Origin of the sequence: Streptococcus parauberis NCFD 2020, assembly GCF_000187935.1 — a bacterium.
GTDB classification, from domain to species: Bacteria; Bacillota; Bacilli; order Lactobacillales; family Streptococcaceae; genus Streptococcus; species Streptococcus parauberis.
The window spans coordinates 1163362-1180476 of sequence record NZ_AEUT02000001.1 but is presented as its reverse complement, the minus strand read 5'-3'; the positions used below and the strand labels follow the sequence as shown (position 1 = coordinate 1180476).

General features: G+C 36.6%; 18 protein-coding genes and 1 tRNA gene. 14 read left to right on the top strand and 5 right to left on the bottom strand.

Going from position 1 to position 17115, the window contains the following annotated elements; genetic code table 11:
- Positions 1-6: 6 nt before the first annotated feature.
- From SPB_RS05895 to SPB_RS05885, 3 genes are all read right to left on the bottom strand, one after another.
- Positions 7-819 carry a mannose/fructose/sorbose family PTS transporter subunit IIC gene (locus tag SPB_RS05895; protein WP_003103100.1) on the bottom strand — a complete coding sequence of 271 codons (813 nt, stop codon included), beginning with the start codon at positions 817-819 and terminating at the stop codon, positions 7-9.
- Between the two features lie 103 nt (positions 820-922).
- The gene (locus SPB_RS05890; RefSeq protein WP_003102754.1) at positions 923-1912 is read right to left on the bottom strand and encodes a PTS sugar transporter subunit IIB; all 990 of its coding nucleotides are present in this window, start codon (positions 1910-1912) and stop codon (positions 923-925) included.
- Between the two features lie 361 nt (positions 1913-2273).
- Entirely contained in the window at positions 2274-3086 is an 813-nt protein-coding gene (locus SPB_RS05885) for a Cof-type HAD-IIB family hydrolase (RefSeq protein WP_003103714.1), read from the bottom strand.
- A gap of 221 nt (positions 3087-3307) precedes the next feature.
- Here SPB_RS05885 and SPB_RS05880 point away from each other — a divergent pair, with 221 nt between their 5' ends.
- The 4 genes from SPB_RS05880 to lytR all read left to right on the top strand — a co-directional run bounded on the left by SPB_RS05880 (position 3308) and on the right by lytR (position 7115).
- Positions 3308-4768, top strand: coding sequence for an NCS2 family permease (locus tag SPB_RS05880; protein ID WP_003104259.1), 1461 nt, complete (start codon positions 3308-3310; stop codon positions 4766-4768).
- Positions 4769-4856: 88 nt separating this feature from the next.
- Positions 4857-5306 (top strand): tRNA (adenosine(37)-N6)-threonylcarbamoyltransferase complex ATPase subunit type 1 TsaE, encoded by a 450-nt coding sequence (gene tsaE / locus SPB_RS05875; protein ID WP_003103132.1) that lies wholly within the window; start codon positions 4857-4859, stop codon positions 5304-5306.
- Complete coding sequence (locus SPB_RS05870) at positions 5293-5817, top strand: GNAT family N-acetyltransferase (protein WP_003102412.1); 525 nt, start codon at positions 5293-5295, stop codon at positions 5815-5817. Before tsaE ends, SPB_RS05870 begins: the two co-directional genes overlap by 14 nt.
- 8 nt (positions 5818-5825) lie before the next feature.
- On the top strand, positions 5826-7115 hold the full coding sequence (lytR, locus tag SPB_RS05865; RefSeq protein WP_003106134.1) for a glycopolymer--peptidoglycan transferase LytR: 1290 nt from the start codon (positions 5826-5828) through the stop codon (positions 7113-7115).
- A gap of 32 nt (positions 7116-7147) precedes the next feature.
- Here lytR and SPB_RS05860 read toward each other — a convergent pair whose 3' ends face one another.
- Both SPB_RS05860 and SPB_RS05855 read right to left on the bottom strand, forming a co-directional pair.
- Positions 7148-7450, bottom strand: a complete 303-nt coding sequence (locus SPB_RS05860; protein WP_003104696.1) for a hypothetical protein — start codon at positions 7448-7450, stop codon at positions 7148-7150.
- Positions 7447-7866 carry an HIT family protein gene (locus tag SPB_RS05855; RefSeq protein ID WP_003103589.1) on the bottom strand — a complete coding sequence of 140 codons (420 nt, stop codon included), beginning with the start codon at positions 7864-7866 and terminating at the stop codon, positions 7447-7449. Before SPB_RS05855 ends, SPB_RS05860 begins: the two co-directional genes overlap by 4 nt.
- 261 nt (positions 7867-8127) lie before the next feature.
- On the opposite strand from SPB_RS05855, the gene SPB_RS05850 reads away from it, so the two are divergent.
- The 10 genes from SPB_RS05850 to infB all read left to right on the top strand — a co-directional run bounded on the left by SPB_RS05850 (position 8128) and on the right by infB (position 17037).
- The gene (locus SPB_RS05850) at positions 8128-8853 is read left to right on the top strand and encodes an ABC transporter ATP-binding protein (protein ID WP_003105648.1); all 726 of its coding nucleotides are present in this window, start codon (positions 8128-8130) and stop codon (positions 8851-8853) included.
- Positions 8854-8855: 2 nt separating this feature from the next.
- The gene (locus SPB_RS05845) at positions 8856-9890 is read left to right on the top strand and encodes an ABC transporter permease (protein ID WP_003104381.1); all 1035 of its coding nucleotides are present in this window, start codon (positions 8856-8858) and stop codon (positions 9888-9890) included.
- A 60-nt stretch (positions 9891-9950) separates the two neighbouring features.
- Positions 9951-10742, top strand: a complete 792-nt coding sequence (gene ccrZ / locus SPB_RS05840) for a cell cycle regulator CcrZ (protein ID WP_003103774.1) — start codon at positions 9951-9953, stop codon at positions 10740-10742.
- Entirely contained in the window at positions 10742-11377 is a 636-nt protein-coding gene (gene trmB / locus SPB_RS05835; RefSeq protein WP_003102841.1) for a tRNA (guanosine(46)-N7)-methyltransferase TrmB, read from the top strand. The genes ccrZ and trmB overlap by 1 nt, the downstream gene beginning before the upstream one ends.
- 32 nt (positions 11378-11409) lie before the next feature.
- Positions 11410-11496: transfer RNA gene (locus SPB_RS05830), tRNA-Ser, on the top strand.
- 276 nt (positions 11497-11772) lie between these two features.
- Positions 11773-12255 carry a ribosome maturation factor RimP gene (gene rimP, locus SPB_RS05825; RefSeq protein WP_003102760.1) on the top strand — a complete coding sequence of 161 codons (483 nt, stop codon included), beginning with the start codon at positions 11773-11775 and terminating at the stop codon, positions 12253-12255.
- A gap of 88 nt (positions 12256-12343) precedes the next feature.
- Positions 12344-13498 carry a transcription termination factor NusA gene (gene nusA, locus SPB_RS05820; protein ID WP_037621358.1) on the top strand — a complete coding sequence of 385 codons (1155 nt, stop codon included), beginning with the start codon at positions 12344-12346 and terminating at the stop codon, positions 13496-13498.
- 15 nt (positions 13499-13513) lie between these two features.
- A complete protein-coding gene (gene rnpM, locus SPB_RS05815) occupies positions 13514-13810 on the top strand; it encodes an RNase P modulator RnpM (protein WP_003104517.1) in 297 nt (98 codons plus the stop codon).
- Positions 13803-14105: a YlxQ-related RNA-binding protein gene (locus SPB_RS05810; RefSeq protein ID WP_003103628.1), complete on the top strand. Its 303-nt coding sequence runs from the start codon at positions 13803-13805 to the stop codon at positions 14103-14105. Before rnpM ends, SPB_RS05810 begins: the two co-directional genes overlap by 8 nt.
- A 19-nt stretch (positions 14106-14124) precedes the next feature.
- Positions 14125-17037, top strand: coding sequence for a translation initiation factor IF-2 (gene infB, locus SPB_RS05805; RefSeq protein WP_003104453.1), 2913 nt, complete (start codon positions 14125-14127; stop codon positions 17035-17037).
- Positions 17038-17115 lie beyond the last annotated feature (78 nt).

The window sequence follows — 17115 nt, the reverse complement described above, 5'->3', positions numbered from 1 at the left end:
CCCTTTCTAGTAGTCTTCTAGGATATCGCCGATAGGATCGTTTGATCCACCGTTACCTGATCCACCGTTACCACCTTGTTTTGAAAGGTTGAGGTAGATTAAGGCCATAGCTACACCGATTACACCAAGTGCGATAAGTGTTAAGTCACTTAAGGCTGCGAAAGCAAAACCTAGAGCGAAGAATGGCCAAACTTCACGAGTAGCCATCATGTTGATAACCATAGCATAACCTACGGCAACAACCATACCACCACCAACAGCCATACCGCCGTTTAACCAGTCAGGCATCATTCCTAAAGCATCTTTAACAGCGCTAGCTGGGATAGCAATAAGAAGTGCAGCTGGAATAGCAATACGAAGACCTTGCATCATCAATGCGATGAAGTGAGCGCGTTCAACACCAGCAATATTACCGTCTTTAGCAGCATTATCAGCTGTATGTGCTAAGGCTACTGAAAGTGTACGAACAATCATAGTGAGGAATAAACCTGCAACTGCCAAAGGAATAGCTGTTGCTGTTGCAACTGCAACACCTTGAGAAGTGAAGTTACCACCTTTAACCATGATGATAGCAGCAGCTACTGAAGCTAAAGCAGCATCAGGTGCAACTGCAGCACCAATGTTTGCCCAACCAAGAGCGATCATTTGTAAAAATCCACCAAGCATGACACCTGCTTCTAAGTTACCAGTTACAAGACCGATAAGCGTACAAGCTACAAGTGGTTGATGGAATTGAAATTGGTCAAGGATACCTTCCATACCTGCGAAGAAGGCAATCACAACGACCAAGATAGCAGAAATAATTGAAATATCTGACATTTTCTTATCCTTTCGAAGTGTATCTAACGAAATCTAAGCATTTAAATTTCGATAAATTTGAGTATTAAACGCTTCCTTTTAATCTTAAACTAAAGGAAAGTTCTTATTGAATGTGAGTTTTTTTGATCAGTTCAAATAAGTTCTTTTTAGAATCATTTGGAACTTTACGAACATCAAAAGCAACTCCTAATTGTTGGAGTTTTTCAAAGGCAGCAACATCATCTTTATCCATAGATAATACGTTGTTTACCATTGTTTTACCAGTTGAGTGAGCCATTGAACCAACATTAAGTTCTTCAATTTGAACACCACCTTCAACAGCACGAAGTGCATCTTGAACAGTTTCAAAAAGGATAAGAGCTTGTGTATTACCAAAGCGAGGATCCTTAGAAGCTTCAACTAATTTGCTAACTGGAACAACGTTTGCTTTAACTCCACCAGGAGCAGCTTGTTTAATCAATTGTTTACGCAAGTCATCTTTAGCAACTGTGTCAGAAGCAACGATGATCCGGTTAGCTTTTGAAGCAGGTGTCCATGCTGTTGCAACTTGTCCGTGTAAAAGACGAGTGTCGATACGAGCAAGGTTAATTTTAAGTTTGCCATCTCCAATAACTGTTCCTTCAGGAATAGCACCTTGTAAAGCAGGAGCTGCAGTTGCTGTAGGAGCAACCTCAACTGGATTGAGTTCTTCAGGAAGTGCTTTAACACCGTCCTTAGACTCTTTAATAATGTTTGCTGCAACTTTTTCAACGCCTGCTTCAGCATCCATAAGACGCTCAGTGTAAGCTTGAATTAGCATAGGCAAGTTAAGACCTGTGATGATAGCCATTTTACGTTCAGGATTTTCTCCCATAACGCGACTAGCTTGATTAAATGGAGAACCACTCCAAAGGTCAGCTAGGACAAGGATTTCATCATCAGCATCAAACTGTTGGATAGCATTGTTGAAGTGTCCATACAAATCATCAGGTCCTTCGTTTGGCATGAAAGTTACGACTTGAACTTTTTCTTGTTCGCCAAAAATCATAGAACCGGATTGATGAATACCTTCAGCAAATTTACCGTGGCTGGCAATAATAATACCGATACCCATTCTTGTTCTTCCTCCTTTAATATTTTTTTTCGTTAACTTGAAGAAGAATAATCTCCTTCCAAAATTAATTTTGGCAATTCTTTTTCAAAAAAACGAAATTCAAGAACGTCTTTATTTTAAAACGTTTTCAATGAAAAAGCAATACCTTTTTCAATAATTTTATAGAATATGAAAAAATTTTCAGAATTTAGTAGGATATTATCAGCTTAAGGATAAAATTAATATTATCTTATGATTTTGAACAAAAAATATTCAAAAATAAAGCATACAAATACATAACGCTTTCAGAAAACGCTTGTAATTTCTCGAAAATATGCGAACAAAAAACCACGATTAGAATAAAAAGTGGTTTCGTTTGCCTTTATAAGAAAAGCTCTTCCAGTTTTCTAGCAACGCCATCTTCCTCATTAGTAAAGATTAACTGTTGATCAGCATATGGTAAAAGAACTGGACTAGCATTTTTCATAGCATAACCTGTTCCTGCAAAACTGAGCATTTCAGTATCATTATGTTCATCGCCAAAGGCAATCAAATCATTTTGATCCTTATTGAAGATGCGGAGTAGGTAATTGAGTGCGTAAGCTTTGTTGATATTCTTAGAAGAAACTTCTAAAATATTGAGTGGGCCTCCCCAAGAATCAACTTCAATCTCGTGCTTAAAGAAAGCTTCCATTTCCTTAGCTAAAGCATATTTATCCTGATGATGAGTTTGTGTCAATAATGCATTAGGGTTACGAGTGATTTTGGGAATCTCTAAGGTCATACCCTCTGTTAATTCTTCGACACCAAATAATTGAGGATCAATTTTATCACGATTTTCCATGGTAATATAGAAGTTCTTACGATATTCACTAGCAATGAAATCCATTTGAAAATCGTCTTTATGTTTTAAAATATCTAATAAATAGTTTTTTTCTAATGTAACATTATGTTCATATTCCCACTTTTGTTCAGGCATATGAGTTAAGGCACCATTAAATGTAATCATCGGTGTCTTCAAATTAAGTTGAAGATAATAATCTAAAGCCATACGATAAGGTCGTCCCGTTGAAATAACAACCTGATGTCCTTTTGCTTGAACTTTACTGATAACTTCTTTTGTGTAGTTGGAGATGGTACTATCATAACGGAGTAAAGTACCATCTAAATCAATTGCAATAATCTTTTTAGTCATAGCTAGATTATAACAAATATTATGCTTATATAAAGGAAAAAATAAGATTTATGGATAAAAAATATAAAAACTAAGAAATGATTATTGAAGATTGAACGATTAAATAGTATAATAGTTACATCGTTCGTAAAACGATAATAATTTACTTATTGACGAAGCCCATCAGTAGTGATGACGCTTTTTTGATTTAGTTTTATAATTTTTAAGGAGACTCCATTAAAATGGATAAATTTTTTAAGTTAAAAGAAAGTGGAACTACTGTTTCAACTGAAATTGTTGCAGGTTTGACAACTTTCTTCGCCATGTCTTACATTCTGTTTGTTAACCCTAGTATTTTAGGTGCTGCAGGTATGCCAACTAAGGCAGTTTTCTTAGCGACAATCATTGCTGCATCAATTTCGACTTTGATAATGGGATTATTTGCTAACGTACCATACGCACTTGCTCCAGGTATGGGATTAAATGCTTTTTTTACTTATACCGTTGTCTTTGGTCTAGGTTTTACTTGGCAAGAAGCACTAGGTATGGTATTTATCTGTGGTTTATTTAATATCTTTATCACGGTAACTAAATTCCGTAAAAGCATTATCAAAGCTATTCCGCTTAGCCTTCAACATGCAATTGGTGGTGGTATTGGTGTCTTTGTAGCCTACCTTGGTTTCAAAAATGCAAATATTATTGATTTCTCGTTATCAGCACAAAATATTGTTGCTGTAAATGGCGTTGAACCTGCGAAAGCAACTGCCAAAACGTTTGCTCATGGTGTATTTTCAGTAAATGCAAATGGGGGCGTTGTACCTGCTATTTCAACATTTACAGAACCAAGTGTTCTTTTAGCGATTTTTGGTTTGCTCTTAATGGCTGTCCTAGTTATCAAAAATGTTCGTGGAGCCATCTTAATTGGAATTATCGTGACAACACTTGTTGGTATACCAATGGGTGTAGTTGATCTTTCAGCAGTCAACTTTGGAGCAAATCATATTGGTCAAGCTTTCAAAGAACTTGGCACAACTTTCTTAGCAGCATTTGGTGGCATGGGATCTCTCTTTAAAGATTCAAGTCGTTTACCTCTCGTCTTAATGACAATCTTTGCTTTCAGTTTGTCAGATACTTTTGACACAATTGGTACTTTTATTGGTACTGGCCGTCGTACAGGAATATTCACAGAAGCTGACGAAGAAGCACTTGAAAACAGTACAGGATTTAGTTCAAAAATGGACCGAGCCCTTTTTGCGGATGCAATTGGAACATCAATTGGTGCATTATTTGGAACATCAAACACAACAACTTATGTTGAATCTGCAGCAGGTATTGCCGAAGGTGGTCGTACAGGTCTGACAGCTGTATCAACTGCAGTATGTTTCTTACTTTCAATTTTACTATTGCCTTTGGTTGGTATTGTTCCCGCTGCGGCAACTGCACCAGCCTTGATTATTGTTGGGGTAATGATGGTTTCATCATTCTTAGACGTTGACTGGAGCAACTTCGAAGATGCGCTACCAGCCTTCTTTGCAGCTTTCTTCATGGCTTTATGTTATTCAATTTCATACGGAATTGCTGGCGCATTTATTTTCTATTGCCTAGTGAAAATTGTTAAAGGAAAAGCTAAGGAAGTTCACCCAATCCTTTGGGGAGCAACATTCCTATTCATCCTAAACTTTGTCATTTTAGCCATTTTATAATTAACGAGGGAGATGCTTTGCCATCTCTTTTTTTATTTCTAAACAAATTCTTCTTGGAAGAAAATTTGATTAATGCTATAATAACTTTATGTTTTATACTAAAAATGAAAATGAACTAATTGCCTTTGGTAAACGATTAGGACAAGCTTTACAAAAAGAAGATCTTATTGTTCTGACAGGTGACTTAGGTTCTGGGAAAACAACTTTAACAAAAGGTATTGCGCAAGGGTTGAACATTGCTCAAATGATAAAAAGTCCTACCTATACAATTGTTCGAGAATACGAAGGCCGTTTTCCTTTGTATCATTTGGATGTTTATCGAATTGGTGACGACCCAGACTCAATTGATCTGGACGAATTCATTTATGGGCAAGGTGTTACAGTTATTGAATGGGGAGAGTTGCTTGATGCTTCCTTGCTTAATGACTTCTTAGAAATTATTATTGACAAAGTCGATTCTGGTCGCTCTGTTACTCTAAAGTCTCACGGGAAAAGATCAGAAGCGATAGCTGAGGAGATGTTCGATGCCAACTTATGAGCTTAGTATTGAAGAAGCACAAGCTAGTGATGCGCCAGCAATTCAAAATCTCCTAAGAAAACTTAGTCTAGAAACCAACTTTATTTCTGAAACACAAGCTATTTTGGAAATAAGCCAAGAAAAACTTAGTTATGCACTTGAGCAATTAAACGACAAAGTAGACAGTATTTGTTTATTAGCAAGAGTCAATGAGCAAGTAGTTGGCTTAATCAGCATGTCATCAGGCTCTACTGTTGATACTAATCATATTAGCGAGCTTTTTATTGTTTTGGATGTCTCAGTTCGAGGACAAGGTTTGGGAAAAGAACTAATGGCAATTGCCCTAGATTGGGCAGAACAAACACCTTCAATTAAAAAGATTGAATTGGAAGTACAAATTGCTAATGAAGTTGCTGTTCAATTGTATCAGTCGTTTGGCTTTGAAATTGAAGGCACTCGCAAACATGCAGTAAAACTACACAATGGAAAATACTCAGATGTCTATTTAATGGGCAAACTATTAGACAAGTAAGGAAACGAATGAAAATCGGAAAAAAAATACTCCTCATGTTATCGGCCATTTTAATTACTACGGTTGTAGCCTTGGGGGTTTATGCAACAAGTGCATATCACTTTTCAACTGATGAACTAGCAAAAACTTTTAAAGATTTTTCAATTAGTGGAAAGAAAAGTACAGCAATTAAACAAACAAAACCTTTTTCAATATTGCTTATGGGTGTTGATACAGGATCGGCTGAAAGAAAATCAAAGTGGGCAGGAAATAGCGATTCTATGATTTTAGTGACAATCAATCCTAAAACTAAGAAAACGACCATGACAAGTTTAGAACGAGATATTTTAATTAAATTATCTGGACCTGAAGGAAATGAAATGGATGGTGAAGAAGCAAAATTAAACGCTGCATATGCCTCAGGTGGTGCTCAAATGGCAATAATGACCATTCAAGATTTATTGAATATAAAGATTGATAATTTTGTCCGCATCAATATGCAAGGGTTGGTTGATTTAGTCGATGCTGTAGGTGGAATAACGGTTACGAATGAATTTGATTTTCCAATTTCAATATCGGAGAATGAGCCTGAGTATAAAGCCACAGTAGCACCAGGGACACATAAAATTAATGGGGAACAAGCCTTAGTTTATGCACGGATGCGTTATGATGATCCTGAAGGTGATTATGGACGACAAAAACGTCAGCGAATCGTTATTCAAAAGGTATTACAAAAAATCTTAGCTTTAGAGAGTGTAAGCTCTTATCGAAAAATTTTGCATGCTGTAAGTAACAACATGCAAACGAATATTGAGATATCATCATCTACTATTCCGAAACTTTTGGCATACTCTGATGCGCTGAAAAAAGTAAAGGCATTCCAACTAAAGGGTGAAGATGCTACCTTAGCAGATGGTGGATCTTATCAAATTGTTACCGAGGACCACTTACTTAAAATTCAAAATCAAATTCGTAAACAATTAGGTATAGCCGAAGTTACGGTGTTGAAAACAAGTGCAATTACCATCGAAGAATTAAATGGAACAAGTAAGGTTGAAAAGGAGCAAACTGATGTTCCTGCTTCAATTCAAGAAGATAATTATACAAACTATTCAGACAACACTAATCAAGGTAATTATAATTCAAATAACAATATCACGATTATCCCACCAGAAAGTAGTGCTCCAGTTCAAACTTATCCATCAAGTGAACCTACAACTTCAGGAACAGTGCCGGTTGCTCCAGTGCCATCAGCGCCTGCACCAATAACTCCTGTTTCACCAAGTACAGGTACAACTCCAGTTGCGCCTGTACAATAATAAAGAAATAAAGAGATCCTTTCGGATCTCTTTTACTTTTCTTCAGGTTTTTCTTGATATTTTTCCATTCGCTCTTTAATTTGTTGCATTAAGGGCTCAGTTTCCTGATTAAATGCTCTAAATTTATAAGATAAATCTTTATTAATTTTTTCGATTTTACTAGTTTCAGATTTAATCACGGCCAAGTTTACTTTAATGCGATCAACATCCTTTTGAATAGCATCTTTTGACTCTTTTGATTCTTTGAGGCCGGTCTTGATTTTGTCTCGGTTTTCATAAGCTTTATAGGATGTGTAGGCAGCGACGCCAAAAGTAATCAGTGAATTGATTCTCATTCGGTTATCTCCTTATGGATTTTTTGGGCTAATACGGCGAGAGCTTCAAAGTCAGGCTCATGTGTTGTATAAGTAATGTCAATTCCATCTTCAGAACCGTAGCGTGGAATCAAATGAATATGGGCATGAAAAACAGACTGACCAGCAATTTCCTCATTGTTGTTGATGATGTTCATAGCTGGCGCTTCGGTTGCTTTTTGCAGTGCGCGAGCAATCTTAGGCAAACGTGAAAAAGTTTTACTAGCTAATTCGGCGTCCATATCGAGGACGTTACGAACATGTTTTTTTGGGATCAGAAGAGTATGGCCAGGTGTGGTTTGTGTGATATCAAGAAAAGCCAAAACTTGGTCATCTTCGTATATTTTGGACGAAGGAATCTTACCAGAGATAATATTACAGAAAATACAGTTATCCATCTTATTCACCTACGCTTCTTAATTTAATAAATGTAACTGTTATTAGTATATCAAAATCTTTAAATAATCTAAATTATTTGCTTAGCGCTTTCACCCTTTTTCAAGAGACTAAGCTTGGATTTGAATCAAAAATTTATAATATTTTAAAAAAATGATTATTACTATCTCTAATCTTGGAGAGGATTAAGGTATCTTTCTGTCACCTTCTTGATTTGAATTTGGTATAATGGGTATCAGACGAAAACTTTAGAAAGAGTACTTATGTTAAAAATTGAAAATCTGACAGGTGGTTATATTAATATCCCTGTTTTGAAGGACATTTCTTTTTCCGTTGATGCTGGTCAATTAGTAGGATTAATTGGTTTGAATGGTGCAGGAAAATCAACGACAATCAATGAAATAATTGGTTTGTTAAGACCTTATAAAGGTAGCATTACCATTGATGGCATCTCCTTGATAGATGACAAAACAGCCTACAGGAAGAAAATTGGCTTTATACCCGAAACACCAAGTCTTTACGAAGAATTGACCTTGGCTGAACACATTGAAACAATTGCCATGGCTTACGACATTCCAGTAAAAGAAGCACATGATCGAGCAAAACCTTTATTGAAAACATATCGTTTGGAGGATAAATTGGATTGGTATCCCGTTCATTTTTCTAAAGGAATGAAACAAAAAGTAATGATTATCTGTGCTTTTATTATTGATCCTAGGTTATTTATTCTAGATGAACCATTCCTTGGCTTAGATCCGTTAGCAATTGCTGACTTAATTGCCTATTTGGACGAGGAAAAAAAGAAAGGCAAGTCAATTTTGATGAGTACACACGTTCTCGATTCTGCAGAAAAAATGTGTGATCGGTTTGTCATTTTACATCATGGACAAATCCGTGCCCAAGGGACTTTGGACGATTTACGAACTGCATTTGGTGATAACCAGGCTAGTCTAAATGATATATACTTAGCCTTGACCAAAGAGGCTTAATCATGGAAGAATTGTTTAAAAAACGAAAGCAGGACTTTCAAAAACTTCATCGTAAGTACCTCCCCTATGTTCTGAATGATCATTTTGTGCTTGTACTAGTCTTTTTATTAGGCTATGTTTTATATCAATATAGCCAACTCTTGCGCCATTTTCCTGAAAATCACTGGCCAATTATTATTTGTCTAATTTTCTTAACCTTCTTTTTATTACAGGTTGGCTCTGTGGCGACTTATTTGGAAGAGGCTGACCGTCAGTTCTTGCTTGCCAAAGAAAATCAACTGATTACCTATATAGACAGAGCTGGGCGTCACTCATTTGTTAGTGGAACTGTGATTCAAAGCGTTTGTTTAGCTCTGCTATTCCCCATCTTCGCAAGACTTGGCCTATCGCTGACGCTCTTTGTTCTCATGTTGGTACTCTTAGCTGGTTTGAAGTGGTTGATCCAGAAAAGGAAAGTAGCTGCGCTGATGGCCGATAGTGGCTTGAATTGGGATGCTAGTATTGTCAGTGAGAAAAGACGAAAGCAACAAATTCTGAAGTTTTATTCCCTTTTTGTAAATGTCAAGGGTGTATCCACCAGTGTAAAAGAAAGATCTTACTTAAATCCGCTTTTAAGAACTGTTGAAAAAAAATCAGGCTCACATTGGCTCAATCTCTTTGCTCGTGCTTTTTTGCGAAGCTCAGATTATCTTGGTCTCTATATTAGATTAACCTTTTTAGCATTATTATCACTAATATTTATTAGTAATGATTATTTATCAATGGCTTTGGCGTTGATTTTTGACTACCTTTTATTATTTCAATTGCTGTCACTATATCATCATTTTGATTATCATTACTTATCAATTTTATATCCGGAAGATAGTAAGCAAAAGAAAGCTGATTTACTCAAATTATTACGAGGGCTATCTTTGGTTTTATTGATCATAGAGATTGGATTTACAGGCAATTTCATAAATGCTGTAATCATGACTATCTTCTTTGGGGTAATGGCCTATCTCTATTTGCCTTATAAGTTAAAGAACATAATTGACTAAGTAAGTCAAAACAAGTAAAATAAGAATAAGTGATTAGAAATAGAAAAGGAGGGCGACAGTTTGACAACAACAGATCAGGACCTAACATTAACGCCCTTAAAAGGGAAAAGTGGGAAAGCTTATAAGGGAACATATCCGAATGGTGATAATGTTTTTATTAAATTGAATACCACACCAATCCTTCCGGCCTTAGCAAAAGAACAAATTGCTCCTCAATTATTGTGGGCAAAACGCTTGGGTAACGGAGATATGATGAGTGCTCAAGAATGGTTGGATGGCAGAATTTTGAATCGTGGAGACATGAATAGCAAACAGATTGTTCAGATCTTAAGTCGCCTTCATAAATCGAAGCAGTTAGTTAATCAACTCTTGCAACTAAACTATAAAATTGAGAACCCTTACGATTTATTAATTGATTTTGAACAAAACGCACCATTTCAAATTCAACAAAATACTTATCTACAAGATATTGTTAAAGAATTGAAAAAAAGCCTTCCTGCTTTTAGAGCGGAAGTAGCAACTATTGTTCATGGTGACATTAAACATAGTAATTGGGTTATTACAACTAGTGGCATGATTTATTTATGTGATTGGGACTCTGTTAGATTGACTGACAGAATGTATGATGTTGCTTATTTATTAAGCCATTACATTCCACAATCACGTTGGCCAGAATGGTTATCTTATTATGGCTATAAGAACAATGAAAAAGTCATGAGTAAGATTGTATGGTATGGCCAGTTGTCTTATTTGACTCAAATCCTGAGATGTTTTGATCAACGAGATATGGAACATGTTAACCAAGAAATTTATGCGTTACGACGTTTTAGAGAGATATTTAGAAAGAAATAATGCGAGTTAGAAAACGAAAAGGTGCCGAAGAGTATCTTGAAAACAATCCAAATTATGTCATTTTGACACCTGAAGAGTCTAAAGGGCATTGGAAAGAAGTTTTCGGAAACAATAATCCGATTCATATTGAGGTAGGATCTGGTAAGGGTGGATTTGTGACTGGAATGGCCCAAAAAAATCCTGATATTAATTACATTGGAATCGATATTCAACTCTCTGTCCTTAGTTATGCACTGGATAAGGTATTGGAATCAGGTGTTTCTAATGTGAAATTATTAAGGGTTGATGGCTCAAGTTTAACCAACTACTTTGATGATGGTGAGATTGATTTACTTTATCTCAATTTTTCTGATCCATGGCCAAAAACCAAACATGAAAAACGTCGCTTAACCTATAAGGACTTTTTAAAGACTTATCGACAAATTTTACCAGAAAACGGTCAAGTCCACTTTAAGACAGATAATCGTGGCTTGTTTGAATATAGTCTAGCTAGTATGTCACAGTATGGCATGACACTTAATCAAGTCTGGCTCGATTTACATGCAAGTGATTATCCGGATAATGTGATGACCGAATATGAAGCAAAATTCTCAAGTTTAGGCCAAGTTATTTACCGCCTAGAAGCACAATTTTAACTATTTAGAAGTTGTTAAGACAACTTCCTTATGGAGAGGTCGCATAGTGGCCGAGTGCGCACGCTTGGAAAGCGTGTAGTCCTTAACAGGGCTCGGGGGTTCGAATCCCCTCCTCTCCTTTTATCCTGCTGATATATCAGTGTTATGAAGTGGTTCGCCCACTATACACCCACAAAATTATAGAATATAAAAAATGTCCTTGATAATTTGGTCATTTTTTTTATTTAATGTGCAAATTTTAGCAGAAATAGCAATATCATTTGCATTACCCTGTTTTTGTGGTATAATACAAGTAACTAATACAGAAAGGTGGTGGGAAAACTTCTCGCCACTTTTGTATTGAAATTTTGTAACGAGGACATATTCTTTAGTTCTAGTTAATTAAAAAGGAGGTCATGACAATAGCTAATCAATCAATTATTGAAACCGTTACAGAAGCGGTAGCGCCTAAAATCCTAGCACCTTTTGAATTGGTCGATGTTGAATATGAAAAAATGGGAAACGACTACGTTTTAAGTATTCTTATTGACAAGGATGGAGGGATTACTGTTGAAGATACTACGGCATTAACTGAAATTATCAGTCCAGTACTCGATCAGATAACACCAGATCCATTTCCTGAACAGTACATGTTAGAAGTGTCTAGCCCTGGTTTAGAAAGACCATTGAAAACCGCTGAAAGTATTACCAATGCTGTTGGTTCTTACATCAATGTTAGTCTTTATAAAGCAATCGACAAAATCAAAGTCTTTCAAGGTGATTTAGTGGCATTTGATGGCCAAACTTTAACCATTAACTATTTGGAGAAAAATCGTCAGAAGACTGTTGAAATCCCTTATCAATCTGTTGCAAAAGCACGTCTAGCAGTAAAGCTGTAAGAGTATACTGTTATTATGCTTTTGAGAGATTTGCAATTTATCTCAGAAAGGAAATTTGTTCTGGATTTTTAACCAGAACGTAAAAATTATGAGCAAAGAAATGCTAGAAGCCTTCCGCATTTTGGAAGAAGAAAAACACATTAATAAAAGTGATATAATTGAGGCAGTAACTGAATCATTAAAATCTGCTTACAAACGTCGTTATGGTCAGTCTGAATCATGTGTTATTGAGTTTAATGAAAAAACTGGAGATTTCCAAGTTTTCACAGTTCGTGAAGTAGTTGAGGAAGTTTTTGATAGCCGTTTAGAAATTGGTCTAAAAGATGCCTTGGCAATTAGTTCAGCTTATGAATTAGGCGACAAAATCCGTTTTGAAGAGTCAGTAGCAGAATTTGGACGGGTTGCAGCTCAATCTGCTAAACAAACAATTATGGAAAAAATGCGACGTCAAATGCGTGAAGTAACCTTCAATGAATACAAAGAACATGAAGGTGAAATTATGACGGGTACGGTTGAACGTTTTGACCAACGCTTTATCTATGTTAACCTAGGTTCGCTTGAGGCACAGTTATCCCATCAAGATCAAATTCCTGGTGAAACGTTCAAATCACATGATCGAATTGATGTTTATGTCTACAAAGTAGAAAACAATCCTAAAGGCGTCAATGTATTTGTTAGCCGGAGCCATCCAGAATTTATCAAGCGCATCATGGAACAAGAAATTCCAGAAGTTTTTGATGGAACTGTAGAAATTATGAGTGTCTCACGTGAGGCTGGTGATCGTACTAAGGTTGCGGTGCGTAGCCATAACCCAAATGTTGACGCTATTGGTACTATTGTTGGACGGGGTGGTAGCAACATTAAAAAAGTTATTAGTAAATTCCATCCAAAACGTTTTGATCAAAAAGCCGGAGCTGAAATTCCAGTTGAAGAAAACATTGATGTTATCCAATGGGTTGATGATCCAGCAGAATTCATTTACAATGCTATTGCACCAGCAGAAGTTGATATGGTATTGTTTGATGAGGCTGATTCTAAACGTGCAACGGTCGTTGTTCCGGATAGTAAATTATCACTTGCGATTGGCCGTCGTGGACAAAACGTTCGTTTAGCAGCTCATCTAACTGGTTACAGAATTGATATTAAATCTGCTAGTGATTATGAGCGCATGGAAGCTGAGCAAGAAAACCAATCAACTGAGCTTGTAGAAGAGACTATCGCTCCTACAAACGAGGAAGAATAAGAAAAGAGGTGTTTTATGCCTAAAGAAAAAAAAATACCTTTACGTAAGTCACTTGTTTCAGGTGAAATAATTGATAAGCGTGATTTGCTTCGTATTGTTAAAACAAAAGAAGGGGAGATATTTATTGACCCGACAGGGAAGAAAAATGGTCGTGGTGCCTATATTAAACTTGATAATGCGGAGGCAAAGCAGGCAAAGAAAAAACAAGTCTTTAATCGTAGTTTCTCTATGGACGTTCCGGAAAGTTTTTACGATGAGTTGATTGCTTATGTTGATCACAAAGTAAAAAGAAGAGAGTTAGGTCTTGAATAATTTACAAAGATTGTCCAATCTAATCGGTCTCGCTCAACGAGCAGGGAAAATTATTTCTGGGGAAGAGATGGTTGTGAAAGCTATTCAGCATGAAGCAGTTAATATAGTTTTCTTAGCAAATGATGCTGGACCAAATGTGACAAAAAAAGTAACAGATAAAAGTAAATATTATAATGTAGAAGTCTCCACAGTGTTTAATGCACTGGAATTAAGTGCTGCACTAGGCAAACCACGTAAAGTTGTTGCAGTTGCAGACGCTGGATTTTCAAAGAAAATGAGGACTCTTATGGAATAGACGAGTAGGAGGACACAAATTGTCAAAAAGAAGATTACATGAAATTGCCAAAGAAATTGGTAAAACAAGTAAAGAAGTTGTGGATCACGCAAAAAACTTAGGTTTAGACGTTAAAAGTCATGCTTCAAGTGTTGAAGATTCGGACGCAAAGAAAATAATTTCAAGTTTTTCAACGCCAAAAGTTGAAAAATCTGAACTTCAAAAATCAAATCCTGTTGAAAAGAAAGTTTCTAACTCAGTTCAAAAAACTGAAAAATCGAATGAAAAAAAAGCTGAAGTAAAAAATACGAAAACTGCAGAAGTTGTGAAGCAAGATGTGTTAAATAAGACTAACGAGCAAGTAGCAAGTTCACCATTAAGTTCTCAATCAGCAACACCAAGACCAAAGAGTCGTAACTTTAAAGCTGAACGTGAAGCTAGAGCTAAAGAGCAGGCTGCCAGAAGAGCGAACGGACAACAAGCGACTAATGGTCGTCAAGGGGAAAGCAGAAGTCGTCAGCAAGGTGGTTTTTCAAACCGAGACAATCAACTAGGTAACACTAGACAAGGAAATCAGTCTAGAGATAATCGTCAATCATTTAGAGATGGCAATCAATCTAGAGATAACAAACCAGGATTCAAAAAAGATTATAATAATCGAGATCGTTTCCAAGGTAATCACAATCAAAACACAGCTTCTAAACCAGCAGCTGGCAAGATTGATTTCAAAGCAAGAGCAGCAGCTTTAAAAGCAGAACAAAATGCTGAGTATACTCGTAAACGAGAAGATGACTTCCGTCAAGCTAAAGAAGCACAGCGATTAGCTGAAAAAGCGCAGGAAGAAGCAAAACGTTTAGCAGTTAAAGAAGCAGCTGAAAAAGCAAGATTGGAAAAAGAAACACCAAAAGTAAAACCGACAGCAAAGGTTAGCCAAGGTGTTCCTGAAGTAGCTAAAACAAGTACTGCCAAACCTGTTGATAAACGTCGTAAAAAATCCCGTCCAGAAAAAGGTCAAGGTGAAAGCCCTCGAACTGAAGATGGACCAAAGCAAAATAAGAAAAGTTGGAATAATCAGAGCCAAGTGAGAAATCAAAGAAATAGTAACTGGAATAAAAGACCTAAAAAAGGTAAAAACAACAGAAATAACAATTCAGCTCCAAAACCAGTAACAGAGCGTAAATTCCATGAATTGCCAAAAGAGTTTGAGTATACTGGAGGTATGACAGTTGCTGAAATTGCAAAACGTATTAAACGTGAACCTGCTGAAATTGTTAAAAAACTTTTCATGATGGGAATTATGGCAACTCAAAACCAATCTCTTGATGGAGATGCTATTGAATTGTTAATGGTAGATTATGGTATAGAAGCGATTGCTAAAGTTGAAGTTGATAATGCCGATATTGAACGTTTCTTCGAAGACGAAACTTACCTTAACCCAGAAAACATTGTTGAACGTGCACCAGTTGTTACAATCATGGGACACGTTGACCATGGTAAAACAACTCTTTTAGATACATTACGTAACTCACGTGTTGCTACAGGTGAAGCGGGTGGTATCACTCAGCATATTGGAGCTTACCAAATTGAAGAAGCTGGTAAGAAGATTACTTTCTTAGATACACCTGGACACGCGGCCTTTACAAGTATGCGTGCTCGTGGAGCATCTGTAACTGATATTACAATCTTGATTGTTGCTGCCGATGATGGTGTTATGCCTCAAACAATTGAAGCAATTAATCACTCAAAAGCTGCTGAAGTTCCAATTATTGTTGCTATTAACAAAATTGATAAACCAGGAGCAAATCCAGAACGTGTTATTTCTGAATTAGCTGAACATGGAATTATTTCAACTGCTTGGGGTGGAGACTGTGAATTTGTCGAAATTTCTGCCAAGTTCAATAAAAATATTGATGAACTTTTAGAAACTGTTTTATTAGTAGCAGAAGTTGAAGAACTTAAAGCTGATCCAACTGTCCGTGCCATTGGTACTGTTATCGAAGCTCGTCTTGACAAAGGTAAAGGTGCTGTTGCAACTCTTCTAGTTCAACAAGGAACGCTTCATGTTCAAGACCCAATCGTTATTGGGAATACATTCGGTCGTGTTCGTGCGATGACAAATGACCTAGGGCGTCGCGTTAAATATGCATTACCATCAACACCAGTTTCAATCACAGGGTTGAATGAAACGCCAATGGCGGGTGATCACTTTGCTGTTTATGAAGATGAAAAAGCAGCGCGTGCAGCTGGTGAAGAACGTGCAAAACGTGCCCTTCTAAAACAACGTCAAAATACACAACGTGTTAGCCTTGATAACCTCTTTGATACCCTTAAAGCAGGTGAAATTAAAACTGTTAATGTTATCATCAAAGCTGATGTTCAAGGTTCAGTTGAAGCTCTCGCAACATCACTTCTTAAAATTGAAGTTGAAGGCGTTCGTGTAAATGTTGTCCATTCGGCTGTTGGTGCTATCAATGAGTCTGATGTCACATTGGCTGAGGCTTCTAACGCTGTTATTATTGGTTTCAACGTTCGTCCTACACCTCAAGCTCGTCAACAAGCTGACGCTGACGAAGTAGAAATTCGTCTTCACAGCATCATTTACAAAGTGATAGAAGAAGTAGAAGAAGCAATGAAAGGTAAACTTGATCCAGTTTACAAAGAAAGAATCATTGGTGAAGCTATTGTTCGTGAAACGTTTAAAGTATCCAAAGTTGGTACAATTGGTGGATTTATGGTTACAAGTGGCAAAATCACTCGTGACTCTAGCGTCCGCGTAATTCGTGATAGTGTTGTTATTTTTGATGGTAAATTAGGCAGTCTTAAACATTATAAAGATGATGTTAAAGAAGTCGGTAATGCCCAAGAAGGTGGTTTGATGATTGAAAACTACAATGACCTTCAAATGGATGATATCTTAGAAGCATATATTATGGAAGAAGTTATTCGTAAGTGATACTACCAAAGGAGACTGAAGTCTCTCTTTGGTAGACGGAAGCCGCCATATTGCGGTCTTCCTAATCACCCCACTAGG